Below are 16,596 nucleotides of genomic sequence, written 5' to 3'. Positions count from 1 at the left end.
CGAAATGAAGAATGAAGAATGAAGAATGAAGAATTGGCTGCGCTGTAATGCCGCATGGTAATTTTTCATTTTTCATTCTTCATTCTTCATTTCATAAAGACTTCGTTTTTATGAAAAAGCTCCTCCCTGACCTCCTGGTCATTCTTACGTTTGCAGTACTTTCGTTCGCCTACTTCTTTCCGGCGGATATAGAAGACCGCATTCTTTTCCAACATGACACGGCTGCCGGTGCAGGTGCCGGACAAGAAGCAAGCTTGTATCGCCAGGAAACCGGTGAGTATACGCGCTGGACTAACTCCTTATTCGGTGGTATGCCGACTTACCAGATAGCCCCCAGCTACGATTCAACTCAACCGCTGACATGGGTGCAGAAAGTGTACCGACTATTTTTACCCACATATGTCAACCTGACGTTTATTCTGATGCTGGGCTTCTTCATCCTGCTGCGTGCATTCGGCATACCTACATGGCTGGCAGGGTTAGGCGGATTAATGTGGGCATTCTCGTCCTACTTCTTCATTCTGATATCTGCCGGACACATCTGGAAGTTTATCACACTGGCGTATATACCGCCCACGATAGCAGGTATCGTACTGGCATACCGGGGTAAATATCTGGCAGGAGGTATCGTTACAGCATTGTTCATTGCCCTGCAGATTCTGTCGAACCACGTACAGATGAGTTATTACTTCCTGTTCGTCATCCTCTTCATTGCAGGAGCCTATTTTGAAGATGCATGGCGCAACAAGACCTTGCCACAATTCTTTAAAGCTAGCGGTGTGCTTGTAGTAGCTGCATTGATTGGCATATCCGTCAATCTATCAAACCTGTATCACACTTACCAGTACAGCAAAGAAACCATGCGCGGTAAAAGCGAGCTTGTAGAAACCGGTGATGCAGCCAAACAAACCAGTAGCGGACTGGATCGTGACTACATCACTCAATGGAGCTATGGTATCGGCGAAACCTGGACCTTGTTAGTGCCTAACTTTAAAGGTGGTGCCTCCGTACCTCTCATCCTGAATGAGACAGCCATGGAAAAAGCCAATCCAACCTATTCCGGACTATACCAGCAATTACCCCAATACTTTGGTGACCAGCCGATGACCTCAGGTCCTGTATATGTAGGTGCTTTTGTACTCTTCCTCTTTATCTTGGGTTGTTTTATAGTCAAAGGTCCATTGAAATGGGCATTAGTCGGAGCTACATTCTTCTCCATTGTTCTTTCATGGGGCAAGAACTTCATGCCACTGACTGATTTCTTCATCGACTATATACCTATGTATAGCAAGTTCCGTGCCGTATCGTCCATTCTCGTTATTGCAGAATTTACAATTCCACTACTAGCTATCTTTGCGCTGAAAAAGATTCTGGATGAACCAGAGATACTCAAGAAGAAGATGAAGTTTATAGGTGTCAGCTTGGCACTTACTGCCGGCGTAGCCTTGATATTAGCCATTATTCCCGGAGCTTTCAGCTCAACTTTCATCCCTGCAAAGGAAGCACAAATGCTACAGAATGCGGTCAATCAGCAAATGATTCCTGCAAACGAGTTGTCCGGCATCCTCTCTAATATGGCGGAAATGCGTGCTGCAATGGTTAGTGCCGATGCACTGCGTAGCTTTATTATTATCGTAATTGGTTGTGCACTGTTGTGGCTTTACTATAGTGGAAAATTAAAGAGACCCTATATTATTGCAGGCATTGCCATTCTTTGCGTGATCGATATGTGGGGAGTCAACAAGCGCTATCTGCACGATGATCAATTCGTTCCACGTTCTACCCAAGTTGATACTTTCAAAAAAACGAAAGCTGACGAAATCATCCTGCAGGACACTGATCCGAACTACCGTGTACTGAATTTCTCCGGAGATGCATTCAACGAGAATAATACTTCCTACTGGCACAAGAGTGTGGGCGGATATCATGCTGCCAAGTTGCGTCGTTATCAGGAGATGATCGAACGGCACATTTCTCCTGAAATGCAAGCCACCTATCGGGTTATTGCCACCGCAGGCGGAGAAATGGACAGCGTAGATGCTTCCAAATTCCGCATCCTGAACATGCTGAATACGAAGTATTTCATCTTTCCTGCCGGACAAGGACAGACAGTGCCTATCGAAAACCCGTATGCTTACGGCAATGCATGGTTCGTAGATAAAGTGGAATATGTGGATAATGCAAATCAGGAAATAGATGCATTGAATACTATACTTCCAACGGAAACTGCCGTAGTAGATACACGCTTCAAAGATATTCTGAAAGGTGTTACCACCGTTCATAAAGACAGCCTTTCCAGCGTACGCCTGACGAATTACGAACCGAACCGTCTGGTTTATGAAACAAATAATTCAAAGGATGGTGTAGTCGTATTCTCCGAAATCTATTATCCGGATGGCTGGATAGCTACCATCGACGGAGAACCTGCCGACATTGCCCGTGCAGACTATATCCTGCGCTCCATGTATGTACCTGCTGGAAAACACACCATTGAAATGCGCTTTGATCCGAAGAGCTTGCATGTAACAGAAGGTATTGCTTATGCAGCACTGGCTCTAATGGTGATAGGTATTATGATAATGGTGATTGCATATAAAAAGAGGTTAAGCTCTTCCAAAAGCTAAAGCCTAGCAAAACTAATTTTTCTTTATTACAAAATGCGCCTTAAAAGTCTGTAGCAAACTTTTAGGGCGCATTTCACATTATATCCGAAGTTATTTATACCCGTTGGCGGAATTAACGGCCTCCTCCCCGTGCCCGAATAGAGACCAGGACCGGGTTTGGGCAGTATCCGATCCGTACCAACTCCGTAGTAAATTCGGTCAGAAGTACCTCTATCCGAAGATGGTACGGAGCAAATAGGGATTTGATTCCTCTCTGATACGACTCTGACAGGATGCTGACAGCCTCTAATCCCGCCAACGGGTTATTTATATCTCCTCCTATATTCTTTAGGAGTAATTTCCATCTCTTTATTAAAAGCTTTCGAGAAATGGAATTGATCGTAGTACCCTAGACGGAAAGCAATCTCTTTGATTTTTAGATCGGAGAATTGCAAGAACGAACAAGCACGTTGAATTTTTAATTGGTTATAATATTCCATTGGAGCATAAGAAGTTCTCTCCGAAAACAATGCACTGAAATGAGATGCGGAATAGCCCACATGCTGAGCTATATCCTCCAGCGTAATCTTATTCTCCATATTCTCTTTCATAAAGGAAATGCTCTTCTGTATAAAATCCGTTTCTCTCACCTTCTTTATTTCTCTGAACTGATTAATATACTTCAAAGAAGCCAGAAAATGCATCAGGCAAAAGCTAACATATTCCAAGTTCTCAGGACTATATCCCATTTCCAAGTTCTGATACATTTCTTCAAATAGTTGAAAGCGATCATCATAACGGCTCTTATCCGACTCCTCCAAAGATATAGCCTTACCTATTATAGAGGAGAACATAGCCACGCCCTCGCCACAGAAATGTAGCCAATAGATACTCCAGGGATTCACTTCGTCCGCTCCATATGCATGTTGCTCATTAGCCGGTAATATAAAAGCCTGATTTTTAGTCAGGATATACTTCTCACCTTTATAACTAACCCAACCGCAACCACTCTCACAATATATAAAGATATTCTCGTTAGTCCCTTTTTCCCTTTCCCTAAAATGATTTTCTGCATGAGGATAGTATCCAATATGACTGACGAATAATTGTTTTGTAATATTATTCTCTCGTTGAAGGTTACGTATATTATAAGGTGTAACGATAGCCTTCTCTCCTTTAAAACCTTCTGCAACCTTTTCCATAGTATCTGATTTTGGTAGTATTTTACATATATATCATAGTATTTTACATGAATGCTTATTCAAGCAATACATTCAAGCATTTACAGCCATAAATATAATAAGATTATACATTAAATTGATAACAATCTGCATTTTTTTATTAAGTTTAATGGCATACATTTGCCATACAATAAATCGTATATCATGAAAACAAAACCATTTAGCAACAATTTTTACCTATTACTTATTTCGCTGGTATCTGCCATGGGAGGGCTACTCTTCGGATACGATTGGGTAGTCATTGGAGGTGCCAAACCATTCTATGAAATCTTCTTTGCAATTGAGAATTCTCCCGGTATGCAGGGATGGGTCATGGGCAGTGCCATTCTCGGCTGTTTAATAGGGGTAACAATTGCAGGTAGCTTATCTGATAAATATGGGCGCAAACCTTTGATGATAATAGCAGCTATCACTTTTACCGTTTCTGCAATAGGTACAGGAGCTGTCAATGACCTCAATTGGTTTATCTTTTACCGCATATTCGGTGGTATTGGCATCGGCATTGCTTCCAACTTATCTCCCATGTATATAGCCGAGGTATCACCCAGCCATGTACGAGGGAAGTTTGTATCGATCAATCAATTGACAATCGTATTAGGTATTCTGGCAGCCCAGTTCGTCAACTGGTTGATCGCTGACCCGGTAGTTCCCGGCGAAAATATTCTGGAAACATGGAATGGGCAAATGGGATGGCGTTGGATGTTCTGGGCAGAAGTAGTACCTTCGGGACTCTTTTTTATCCTTATATTCTTCATTCCCGAAAGTCCCCGTTGGCTGGCTACAAAATTACAATACGGTAAAGCTGAAAATATCTTGAGCCACATAGGTGGAAAAGAATATGCCAAAAAAGAAATTGAAAGCATTAAAACAGTTATAAATGTCACCAAAGAGAAGTTAAATATCCGCCTGCTTTTTCAAGGCAAGATACCGGGAATATTATTAATAGGCATCGTTATTGCAGCCTTCCAGCAGTGGTGCGGACTAAACGTAGTGTTTAATTATGCCCAGGAAATCTTTGCAGCTGCAGGTTACGGTGTTTCTGATATCCTATTCAATATTGTAGTAACAGGAGTGACGAACGTAATATTCACTTTTGTAGGTATGTACACTGTAGATAAGTTGGGAAGACGCTCCCTTATGTTATTCGGAGCTTCAGGGCTTGCCATCATTTATATCATCATGGGCATATGTTACTACCTCAATATAACCGGAATGGCCGTACTAATTATGGTTGTATTAGCTATAGCATGCTATGCAATGACACTTGCTCCCGTTACATGGGTCGTATTATCTGAGATCTTCCCAAACCGTATCCGTGGTATGGCAATGGCAGTATCCACCTTCTCTCTTTGGGCAGCTTGTTTTGTACTGACATATACATTCCCTTTATTAAATTCCGGATTAGGTGCCTATGGTACTTTCTGGTTGTACGGAATCATCTGTATTCTCGGATTTGTATTCATCAAAATCAAATTACCCGAAACAAAAGGAAAATCACTGGAAAGCATTGAGAAAGAATTAACTAGTTAAAAACAACATATCATTTATTGAATTACATCTTACTTAAACGATGACAAGAAATCATCGCTTAACTTACCCTTATTGTCTAAAAAAACAATAAATACCTTATGGAGAAAATTACAGAATATTTAATTAAACCGACCCTCTCAGAAAAAGGAATTGTGAAAGTTTGGAAAGAAACAATCAAACTTCCGACTTATGAAATCGGAGAGGAAGAAAAAAATCCCATCTTTCTGGAAAAGCGTGTTTATCAAGGAAGTTCAGGAGTAGTTTACCCTTATCCTGTCGTAGAAAAGATATGCGACGAGAAAAAAGAAAAAGACTATCAGGCCTACTTCCTTGAAAACGAATACCTTAAAATTATGATCTTGCCGGAATTGGGAGGGCGAGTACAAATGGCTTATGACAAAGTGAAGAAACGTCACTTTGTCTACTACAACCAAGTCATTAAACCAGCCTTAGTAGGTTTGACCGGTCCTTGGATATCAGGCGGAATTGAATTCAACTGGCCTCAGCATCATCGTCCAAGTACATACTTACCTACCGACTGTATGATTGAAGAAAATGCAGACGGTAGTAAAACGGTCTGGTGCAATGAAGTAGAGCGTATGTTCAATACGAAAGGGATGCAGGGATTCACACTTCATCCGGACAAAGCTTATCTGGAAATTAATGTGAAGGTTTATAACCGAACTCCGTTCCCCCAAACTTTCCTTTGGTGGGCGAACCCTGCCGTTGTTGTGAACGACCACTATCACTCGGTTTTTCCACCCGATGTACATGCTGTTTTCGATCATGGGAAAAGAGATGTATCCAATTTTCCTATAGCTACAGGCATATATTACAAACAGGACTATTCGGAAGGTGTCGATATTTCCAAATATAAGAATATCCCTGTTCCCACTTCATACATGGCCATTAAATCACGCTATGACTTTGTAGGCGGATATGAAGAACATATACAGGCAGGATTATTACATGTAGCCGATCATCACCTCTCACCAGGAAAGAAACAATGGACTTGGGGAAATGGTGATTTTGGTATTGCATGGGACAGAAACCTTACTGATGAAGATGGTCCTTACATCGAATTGATGACAGGTGTTTATACAGATAATCAGCCTGACTTCACATGGTTACAACCTTATGAGGAAAAGTCATGGAAGCAATACTTCCTGCCATATAGTGAAGTGGGATATGTAAAGAATGCGACCAAAGATTTCATTTTGAATCTGGATGTTGCAGATAACACCGCACACATCATTGTATATGCAACCGGTAAGCAAGAAAACATCAAAATAGAATTAAAAGATATAACAGGAAAGGTGTTATTTGACAAAATAACCACACTTTCGCCAGAAAATATCTTTAAAAGTCAGATAAATATAACAGAAGAGTTACCCGAAAACCTTATTTTATCCTTGTATGATAACAGTGGCAAACTACTTTTGAAATATAAAGCTGATAAGCCTGAAATAAAACCAACTCCGGATGCTGCTAAGGCAGCCAAACAACCCAAGGAGATAGCTTCCATAGAGCAATTATTCCTGACTGGGTTACATCTGGAGCAATATCGGCATGCGACCTATGACCCAATGGCTTACTACATGGAAGCATTGGAAAGAGAACCGGGAGATATACGTTGCAATAATGCCGTAGGGTTGCTGAATATGCGCCGAGGTAAATTTGAAGAAGCTGAACAGTATTTCCGTACAGCCATAAAAACATTAACAGAGCGTAATCCTAATCCTTATGATGGAGAACCCTATTATAATCTGGGGTGGAGCCTGAAGATGCAGGGTAAGTATGATGATGCATATAGTGCCTATTATAAAGCCACATGGAATGCGGCTTGGAGAGATGCAGGCTACTTTGGTGTGGCACAGATAGATTGTATCAGAGAGAATTGGACTGCCGCTTTGGAACATATAGATCTGGCTCTCATCCACAACTGGCATAATCATAAAGCACGCCAGTTAAAAGCTTCTATCCTGAGACATTCAGGAAAGACTGAAGAAGCCTTGAAATTTATTGAGGAATCATTGATTGTCGATAAGTTTAATTTGGGATGCCGATTTGAAAAATATTTCATTGAAAGCAATCCGGTAGAATTGCAGGAAATGCTAAGTATCCTCAACGGTAGTGTACACAACTATATTGAATATGCATTTGATTTTTCATCCGCAGGAATGTATGAAGAAGCTTCCCGGATTATGCATACTTATATAGACGAACAAACCAATATTTATCCAATAGCTGCTTATATGTTAGGATACTTTGCATCAATGGCAGGAGATAAAGAAACAGCCCAGAAATGGTATAAGAAGGCACAAAGCCTATCTCCTGACAAGTGTTTTCCAAACAGAATCGATGAAGTCAATGTACTGACAGATGCTATGAAGATGAATCCAGAGGATTTCAAGGCTCCTTATTATCTGGGGAACTTCTGGTATGCACACCGCCGTTATGAAGAAGCTACTGTATGCTGGGAGAAATCAGTAGAGATAAATAATCAGTTCCCTACAGCTCTGCGCAACCTTTCATTGGCTTATTACAACAAAAAAGGCAGGAAAGAAGAAGCATGCCGATTGTTGGAGAAAGCATTTGAACTGGACCAAACGGACTCACGCATCTTTATGGAGCTGGATCAACTATATAAGAAAATGGGACGAGCCCATGCAGAACGCCTGACCTTTCTAGAGGCACATTTGGAACTGGTGGCACAGCGGGATGACTTATGCATAGAACGAATAACCCTCTATAATCAATTAGGCAACTATGAAAAGGCAAGAGAACTGATAGCCGCACGGAAGTTCCATCCGTGGGAAGGTGGCGAAGGTAAAGTTACAGGGCAATATATTCTCTGTCGGGTAGAACTTGCCCAAAAAGCTATTAAGGAAAAGCGATATCTTGAAGCCATCAGTCTTTTAAAAGAGACAGATCATTATCCGCATAATTTAGGTGAGGGTAAACTGATCAACGCCGAAGAGAATGAGGTAGACTACTATAAAGGAATAGCCTACCAAAAGCTGGGCAACGAAGCCGAATCCATAAAATACTTAATGAAAGCAACACAAGGTTCCAGCGAGCCTCAACAAGCATTCTATTACAATGACCAACAACCTGACAAGATTTTCTATCAAGGACTTGCCTGGAGGGCATTAGGAGAAGAGAGCAAAGCACGTAGCCGCTTCAACAAGCTGATAGACCACGGCAAGAAGCATCTCTTCGATGAATGCAAAATCGATTATTTCGCAGTATCCTTACCAGAGCTTGCGATCTGGGAGGATGACCTGAATGTACGTAACAAGGTTCATTGCTATTATGTTATGGCATTAGGATATAGTGGTATAGGAGAGGAAGAATTAGCAGAAGAATATTATGAAAAGGTGAAAAGACTTGATGTGAATAAACAAGTGTTCAGGATGTGATTGCTCTTATTGTACGGGGATGTGCCAAAATCGACACATTTCCCTGTACAGTAATTCACTTAGAAATAAACTATTAGTTAACAACAATATTAATATTATGAAGAGTTTATTTAGATTATCAGCATTATTAATGCTGCTTTGCTTTATGGGATGTTCGGACGATGAGGGTATCTCCTATCCTACATCTGATGCCCCGGAAATAAAAGTGTTGCGTGATGAATTGTATTCTAATCCCAACAGAAAGTTTGTGATTAAGGCTGATTTAAAAGATGATTTAGGCCTTAAGTCTTTGAAAATTGTGATTCCAGAATTTTATCTGGATAAGGAAATTGTATTCCCGACAGATACTTTAGTTACAGAATATGAGTTGACTTATGAGTTTCTGGCACCAAAGGATACGAAAAATGAAGATGTATATATCGTAAATCTTGCACTGGAGGATGTTTCTGGAAATGTTGTAACCAAAGAGCTTACATTACATTTGGATGGAGACTTTAATGCTCCTAATTTTTCAAATGTATCACCACAAGACGGAACAGTACAGCTATTGGAAAGCAAGATGGAATTGTCACTTTCCTTTAAAGTCACTGATGATTCAGGCTTAGATTCAGTATATGTGGAAGAACCGATATTGGGTATCATGGAAAGAATCAAATTAAACGGCGAGAAAGAGTACTCTTTCAACAAAACTTATTCTTTACCATCCAAACCGGAAGAGTATGAACTAAAAATAACAGCAATTGATAACTTTGTAGAAGCTAACAGGAAAACACAGAAAATTAAATATATTGTTTCCAGTGAAATGGTTACTTTGTTCTTGGCCGATGTTCCTAAGGGAACTGATTTAACAGCCGATGTTTGTGGAGTACCGATGCTCTATCATAAAAAATCAAATGGTATATTTACTTTCAAATATTATGCGGATTGTGATAATAAGGAAATCTACTTTTTGGGACAGGAGAGCGCTTTTGAACCTCACTGCTTTGGCGTATCAGAAGAGAACGGTAAATTGCTAAATAGTCCTTCTGCCGCACCAATAGTGCTACCAACAAAGGGATACTATGAGATTGTAGCAAATACCAAAGAGCAAACATATACTGTGACTCCTTATATACCTTCTTCAGCTGTGCACGATTCTCCTGATATCACGATGTGTGGTTACGGATTTGAAGGTGCCGGATGGGATCCCGCTAATAAAAACTGTCTACTCACACCCGACGCAGAGAATCCATATATACTTGGACGAACTCTTATACTGAACGCAACCCAGCTTAATGTAACCATTACCTATCCGGGTTGGAGTAAATATTGGCGCTTACTTGAAAATGGTATTATTGATTATATGGGCTCAAGCCAACCTTATTTGAAGGTAAATCAAAAGGGAAGTTATAAATTCATTATTGATACTGAGATTGCGCGTGCTAAATTATTGAAAGAATAATCATTAAATCATGTATATAGTCATGAAAAGAAATATTATATTTTCTCTTGTTGTTTTCTTCTTCTGCCTTACAGCTAATGCGCAGATAAAGGTTCGAGGAACTATTGTTGACGACAAAAATGAGCCTCTGATAGGTGTTAATATCCAAGAAGAAGGAACTACCAATGGTAGTATATCTGATGTGAATGGACAATACAGTATAACAGTAGCTGGAATAGATTCCAAACTGTCATTCTCTTTTATCTCTTACAAAACCATTGTAGAAAAGGTAGGGAATAGAACTGTCATTAATGTAACTTTGGTAGAAGATTCAGAGCTGCTTCAAGAAGTGGTGGTAGTAGGCTATGGCGTACAGAAAAAAAGTGATTTAACAAGTTCCATCTCTTCTGTGAAAGGAAAAGAAGTGAGATCAATGAATGTAAGCAATGCTACCGAAAGTCTTCAAGGAAAGGTGGCTGGTGTAACAATTGTAGGAGCCGGGAATCCAGGTGGTCAGCCAAAGGTTTTGATTAGAGGTTTCTCTACCATCAACTTGTCCACTGACCCATTGTATGTGGTTGATGGGGTTCCTATGGGCGAAGGAATCAATTTTCTTAATCCTAATGAGATTGAGAGCATTGAAGTCTTGAAAGATGCTTCTGCCAGTGCCATTTATGGTAGTCGTGCCTCAAATGGAGTTATTATGGTTACTACTCGTAAGGGAGTGGAAGGCAAACCTTCATTCTATCTCGATATGCATTATGGCGTACAGGAAATGAAAAATCCTTATAATATGGCAGATGCTGTGGAGTATGCTGAAATATTGAATACAGCCGCCCGTCAGGCCGGCTATCCGGAGGAATTTGAAAATCCCGCTTCTTTTGCAGGTAAAACAACAAATTGGTGGGATGCGGGTATTCGTCAGTTTACCCCTCAATTGAATGCAAGTTTGGGTGTACAGGGTGGAACGGAGAAGAATAAGTATTCGGTTAGTTTAAATTATTTTCAGCAAGATTCTTTCTACCAGAAGGGAGGATATAAGCGATTTACAGCTCGTTTTACCAATGATTATAAATTTAATAAGTATTTTTCAGCTGGATTCTCATTAAATCCGCGTTATGAATCATGGGGGAATCCTACTAATTGGTCGGACTTTGACAGAGTGGATCCTATTACCCCCATTTTTAAACCTGAGGATGAATTAAATGGTACTGAAAATGAATATAGTGTATATTCCCGTTCTCCTTCTCAAATTTGGAATCCAGTTGGTTATGTTCACAGATGGAATCAAAGTAATAATTCTTATGCTTTGTCATCTTCTGCCTATCTTGAAATTAAGCCGATAAAAGATTTGATATTTAGATCTCAATTCTCTATAGACTTAGATACTCGAATCTCTAATACGTTTGCACCGGATTTTGTTATTGATGCGGCTCATGAATTTCAGACGAACAACAAGTTCACGCGTAACAAGCCCACTTATCGTAATTGGAGTTTGCAGAATACATTGACATACCTAAAAACTTTTGCAAATAAGCATAATTTTTCTTTTATGGTAGGTAACACCTTGGAAGAATGGAATAGTACTACTTTGTGGGGAAGCTATGAAAAAATGCCCAACAACTCAGATAATTTACATGAATTGGATGCTGGTACCGTCAATCCACAGACCGGAGGTAATTCTTCTACCACTTCTATTTTGTCTTATTTAGGTAGACTAACTTACAATTATAATGATAAGTATTATCTTACAGCTACTTATCGCGTGGATGGTTCTTCCAAATTCCTGTCCAAGAATAAATGGGCTTCTTTCCCTTCAGCTTCTATTGCTTGGCGTATGTCTAATGAGCCGTTTATGGAAAGTATAAAATCTGTACTTAACAGCCTTAAACTTAGAATAGGTTGGGGACGCGTAGGTAATCAGAATCTTCCTTCAGGAGTTTATATGTCTCAATTAGGACAAGGTTACTATGTATTGGGCGATAATGTGGTGAATACTGTTTACCCCAGTTTGGTTAAAAATGAGGATGTGAAATGGGAAACTGTAGAAGACTATAACTTTGGTATTGATTATGGATTATTTGATAATCGTTTAACGGGATCTTTTGAGTATTATATAAAGAATACCAAAGATATGCTTTTTCAGAAAGCTTATCCCAGTTATTCCGGCTACCCGGGTGATGCCAAGATTTGGACAAATGTAGGTTCTATGCGTACCAAAGGTTTTGAAATGGCAATCAGCTACAATGACCGTTGGGGAGATTTTACCTTTGGAACTACTTTAAACTTGACTACTTTCAACGTCAATATGACAGAGTTGACAGGCGATAAAGACCCATTGTATGGAAATGGTGAAAAGACAAAGACAATAGAAGGTGAAGAGCCTGCTTTCTTCTATGGATATGTGGCTGACGGTATCTTCCAGAATCAGACTGAAGTGAATCGTCATACTAATAACAAAGGACAGTTCTTACAACCTAACGCACAAGTTGGCGATATTCGATTTAAGGATATAAACGGAGACGGACAATTGAATGCAGATGACCGTACAAAGATTGGTTCTCCATGGGCTGATATGACGATGGGACTTAATCTGAACTTAGGTTATAAGAACTTTGACTTAGTGGCAAACTTCTATGCCAGTATCGGTAATGATCTTGTCAATCAGAATATTCAAGAATTGTACAATGCTGCCGGCAGTGGTGGAAAAGTGAATAAGGTGAGCGGTTTACTTGATATGGCTTGGCACGGTGAAGGAACTTCTAACTATGTTCCTCGCTTATCTACTCAAGATCATAATGAGAACTTTACCAAATTCTCATCTTTCTACATAGAGGATGGTTCTTACTTAAGACTAAAGAATTTACAATTGGGGTATACTTTTAAGAAAATCCCTGGCGTCAATAAACTGAGATTATATATAGCAGGACAAAACTTGTTTACCTTAACTGGCTATAACGGCGTTGAACCCGAAGTTTCAGGTAGTGTGTTGAGTTTTGGATTTGGCGGATGGACTTATCCAGTACAACGTATATACTCAGTAGGTGTAAATGTAACATTTTAATAGATTGTAAATCATGAAAAAGAATATATTTGCTTTCATAATAGCGGCTTCATTGGGATTTATGTCTTGTGAAGATTTTATTGAACACGAAAAAAGAGGTGTTCAAGATTTGGATAACTATTTTAAGACAGATACAGAATGTCGTGACTTTGTCATTGACTTGTATAAGCGTGCATTGTTGAATAATGACTGGCAGCCGATAGCTCATACCAGAATAACAAATGAAACGGCTACCGATGATGCTTGGATGGGAAATACCGGACAATCTACTGATGGATTCAGTCCAGCTTCGGAATACTTGATCACTCCCAATAGAATGGGATATCTTACAGATTTATTCAAGGAGAGATATAAGAATATTATGGCATGTAATATTGCCATAAACTCTATTCCCGAAGCTCCTATTTCTGAAGACAAAAAAAAGTCTTATGTCGGTGAAGCTCTATTTTGTCGCGCATATAATTATTTGGATCTTGTAGGCAATTTTGGGGGTGTACCATTGGTACTTAAAATGCTTTCATCCAATGATATGAATCTAGGACGTTCTAGTAAAGAAGAAATATATCAGCAAATAGAGAATGATCTTAAGTCAGCCGTTCACATGGTAAATACTACGTATGGAAGTGAAGGAAAAGGTAGGGCTACTGTATGGACTTGTACTGCATTATTAGCAAGAGTTTCATTATATCAAGGAAAATGGAAAGAAGCTTATCATTATGCAGATACCACAATCATGAATAGTGGCTGTAAACTAGAACCTGATTTTCTGGATATTTGGAACGTCAATAATCACAATGGTATAGAATCGCTTATTGAAGTTCAGACAAGCCCTGAAGTGGGTAAGATTTTGGGCAATCCCCTTTCTACACTTTGTGGAGGACGTGGTGAAAGTTTGGAAAATTTCCCCAGTAAAGACCCCAATGACATTATGGATGGTTGGGGATGGGGAGTACCCACCAGCGATTTAGAAAATTGTTATCTTTCGGAAGAAGATGAGATAAGAAGGCGCAGTACAATAACGGTTTGTGGTGACGCTGTATATGGTGATGAGGATTTAAACCCTACTTATGTATTTGACTTGGCACAGAATAAGTCTGGGCGTGTAATCCGTAAATACTATATTCCTATCGCTACTCGTAGGACATTGGAAGATAAAAGATATAACGCTCCTTTGAATACTCCAATTATCCGTTTGGCAGAAATATATTTGACGCGTGCAGAAGCAGCTTTTCACTTGGGTATGTTTGATGAAGCAATGGATGATGTAGACATCATTCGTGCTCGAGTAAAACTTTCTCCGAAAAAAGGAACTGTAACCGGTAACGAAATACTTTATGCTATTTGGAAAGAGCGCAGAATGGAACTGGCATTTGAAGGATTGCGTCTGTTTGATATTAGGAGACAGATAGATCCGGTCACTAATCAACCCGTTATAGCTGGTTTGTTCGGTCCGAATGGAAGTTTTGTTCGTTACAATATGTATGAATCAACGGATCAGTATGAAACGAGCAACCTTAAAGAGCTACAGAACAAAGGTATCAACTTCGATATCAATAAACATTTGGTATGGCCCATTCCTCAATCGGAAATAGATCGTAGTTTTGGTACTGTAACACAGAATCCTAATTACTAATAAACATAAGAGATCAAACTTAAATTTTATAGAAATGAGAAATAGCAAATATTTGCAGATATTAGGTATCTGTACACTGTTTTCAGTTACGGCATGTAGTTCCAAATTGGAGATTCCAGAACCGCCTGTTTACAATAAGGTGAGAAATATTTCAGTAGACTTGAATCAGGAAATGCAGACAATTGACGGCTTTGGGGCATCAGATGCTTGGCGCTGTCAGATGGTAGGAAAATATTGGCCGGAAGAGAAAAGAAATCAAATTGCCGATTGGCTGTTTAGCCAGGAAGTCGATGAAAATGGAAATCCAAAAGGCATCGGCTTGTCCATGTGGAGATTTTACATTGGTGCGGGAAGCACAGAACAAGGGCTTGATAGCGACATTGCGGATGAGTGGAGACGGTCTGAATGCTTTTTATCAGCTGATGGTACTTACAATTGGAATAAATATGAAGGACAGAGATGGTTTTTAAAAGCTGCTCGAGACAGAGGGGTTGAGCGTTTTCTGGCTTTTAACCTAAGTGCTCCGGTTCATATGTCCATAAATGGGAAAGGCTTTTCAATTAAAGAGAAAAGGATGAATATCAAGGCAGGTATGATGCCTGATTATGCAGACTTTTTAGTAGAATGCATTGATAACTTGCAGAAGAAAGAAGGAGTTAAATTTGATTATTTAAGTCCTGTGAATGAGCCACAATGGGATTGGAGTAAAGGCAGCCAGGAAGGGACTCCCGCCACCAATGAAGAAATATCTCAGTTCGTAAAATTGCTATCAGAAAGACTCAGCAAAAGAGGATTGGCTACCAAAATAGCATTGGGCGAAGCTGGGAGTATTCAATATTTGTATAAAAATGTAGATAATGAGAACTTTGATAATCAGATTGATGATTTTTGGAATCCGTCATCTCCGTTGAGCATTGCTTCTCTGCCCAATGTAGAGCGAGTAATGACTGGACACAGTTATTGGACTGTTTGGCCCGTCAAGGATTTAGTTTCACATCGTAAAGCCTTGAATGATAAAATAAAAGAGCACAGCGGCTTAAAATATTGGCAAACTGAGTATTCTATCCTCGAAAGCCCCGGAGAGTCCGAAATTCCTAACGGAAACGGAAATAAACGCGATTTGGGTATGCAAACGGCACTTTTTGTTGCACGTACTATTCACAATGATTTGACATTGGTAAATGCTTCCTCTTGGTCTTGGTGGACAGCTCTTACCCGTGCAGACTACAAGGACGGTTTGGTATATCTGGATGATGGAACAAATAATGGTTCACAAGTTACAGACTATTGCAAAAAAGATGGATTTGCCAGGGACTCTAAGCTTATGTGGATGCTAGGTAATTATTCTTTTTTTGTCCGTCCGGGTATGAAACGTGTTGCCGTTATTACCGAAAATCCAGACCCTGAGAAAGAGGGTAAAGATGTTATGATTAGCGCATACAAAGACGGTTCTTCCAAAAAGATAGTTTTGGTAGCAGTTAATATCGGTTCTGTCAACCGAAAATATAATCTTCAAGATTTGAAACTGAAGAATCAGACTTTAACTCCTTACACCACTTCTGAAACATCCAATTTAGGAAAGGGAACGGCAATAAAAACTAATGAGATTGTTGTTCCGGCAAAGTCTGTCGTAACTTTTGTTGGTGAACTAGAATAATGTAATGAATAACTTGAAATATTGAC

At 39.7% G+C, this 16,596-nt stretch carries 8 protein-coding genes; 7 read left to right on the top strand and 1 reads right to left on the bottom strand.

Annotated features, from left to right (window positions below; all coding sequences use genetic code 11):
• Positions 1–110: 110 nt before the first annotated feature.
• A complete protein-coding gene (locus DW182_RS04915) occupies positions 111–2,624 on the top strand; it encodes a YfhO family protein (protein ID WP_118294982.1) in 2,514 nt (837 codons plus the stop codon).
• Between the two features lie 302 nt (positions 2,625–2,926).
• Here the strand turns inward: DW182_RS04915 and DW182_RS04910 are convergent, their stop codons facing one another.
• Positions 2,927–3,805 carry an AraC family transcriptional regulator gene (locus DW182_RS04910; RefSeq protein WP_118294865.1) on the bottom strand — a complete coding sequence of 293 codons (879 nt, stop codon included), beginning with the start codon at positions 3,803–3,805 and terminating at the stop codon, positions 2,927–2,929.
• 183 nt (positions 3,806–3,988) lie between these two features.
• Here DW182_RS04910 and DW182_RS04905 point away from each other — a divergent pair, with 183 nt between their 5' ends.
• The 6 genes from DW182_RS04905 to DW182_RS04880 all read left to right on the top strand — a co-directional run bounded on the left by DW182_RS04905 (position 3,989) and on the right by DW182_RS04880 (position 16,570).
• Positions 3,989–5,374 (top strand): sugar porter family MFS transporter, encoded by a 1,386-nt coding sequence (locus DW182_RS04905; RefSeq protein WP_007661862.1) that lies wholly within the window; start codon positions 3,989–3,991, stop codon positions 5,372–5,374.
• A 98-nt stretch (positions 5,375–5,472) separates the two neighbouring features.
• On the top strand, positions 5,473–8,796 hold the full coding sequence (locus DW182_RS04900; protein WP_118294864.1) for a DUF5107 domain-containing protein: 3,324 nt from the start codon (positions 5,473–5,475) through the stop codon (positions 8,794–8,796).
• Between the two features lie 97 nt (positions 8,797–8,893).
• Complete coding sequence (locus DW182_RS04895) at positions 8,894–10,237, top strand: hypothetical protein (protein WP_233564079.1); 1,344 nt, start codon at positions 8,894–8,896, stop codon at positions 10,235–10,237.
• A 22-nt stretch (positions 10,238–10,259) separates the two neighbouring features.
• On the top strand, positions 10,260–13,280 hold the full coding sequence (locus DW182_RS04890) for a TonB-dependent receptor (RefSeq protein ID WP_233564078.1): 3,021 nt from the start codon (positions 10,260–10,262) through the stop codon (positions 13,278–13,280).
• A 13-nt stretch (positions 13,281–13,293) separates the two neighbouring features.
• A complete protein-coding gene (locus DW182_RS04885) occupies positions 13,294–14,913 on the top strand; it encodes a RagB/SusD family nutrient uptake outer membrane protein (protein WP_022209426.1) in 1,620 nt (539 codons plus the stop codon).
• A gap of 34 nt (positions 14,914–14,947) precedes the next feature.
• Entirely contained in the window at positions 14,948–16,570 is a 1,623-nt protein-coding gene (locus tag DW182_RS04880; protein WP_021968376.1) for a glycoside hydrolase, read from the top strand.
• Positions 16,571–16,596 lie beyond the last annotated feature (26 nt).

Source organism: Bacteroides sp. AM16-24 (assembly GCF_003471885.1).
Classification (GTDB): Bacteria; Bacteroidota; Bacteroidia; order Bacteroidales; family Bacteroidaceae; genus Bacteroides.
This window is presented reverse-complemented; position numbering and strand designations above follow the sequence as displayed.

What these genes read in the sequence shown, in the direction of transcription:
- DW182_RS04910 (WP_118294865.1), bottom strand. Translation starts at nt 3,805, where the DNA reads ATGGAAAAGGTTGCAGAAGGTTTTAAAGGAGAGAAGGCTATCGTTACA.
- DW182_RS04915 (WP_118294982.1), top strand. Translation starts at nt 111, where the DNA reads ATGAAAAAGCTCCTCCCTGACCTCCTGGTCATTCTTACGTTTGCAGTA.
- DW182_RS04905 (WP_007661862.1), top strand. Translation starts at nt 3,989, where the DNA reads ATGAAAACAAAACCATTTAGCAACAATTTTTACCTATTACTTATTTCG.
- DW182_RS04885 (WP_022209426.1), top strand. Translation starts at nt 13,294, where the DNA reads ATGAAAAAGAATATATTTGCTTTCATAATAGCGGCTTCATTGGGATTT.
- DW182_RS04895 (WP_233564079.1), top strand. Translation starts at nt 8,894, where the DNA reads ATGAAGAGTTTATTTAGATTATCAGCATTATTAATGCTGCTTTGCTTT.
- DW182_RS04880 (WP_021968376.1), top strand. Translation starts at nt 14,948, where the DNA reads ATGAGAAATAGCAAATATTTGCAGATATTAGGTATCTGTACACTGTTT.
- DW182_RS04900 (WP_118294864.1), top strand. Translation starts at nt 5,473, where the DNA reads ATGGAGAAAATTACAGAATATTTAATTAAACCGACCCTCTCAGAAAAA.
- DW182_RS04890 (WP_233564078.1), top strand. Translation starts at nt 10,260, where the DNA reads ATGAAAAGAAATATTATATTTTCTCTTGTTGTTTTCTTCTTCTGCCTT.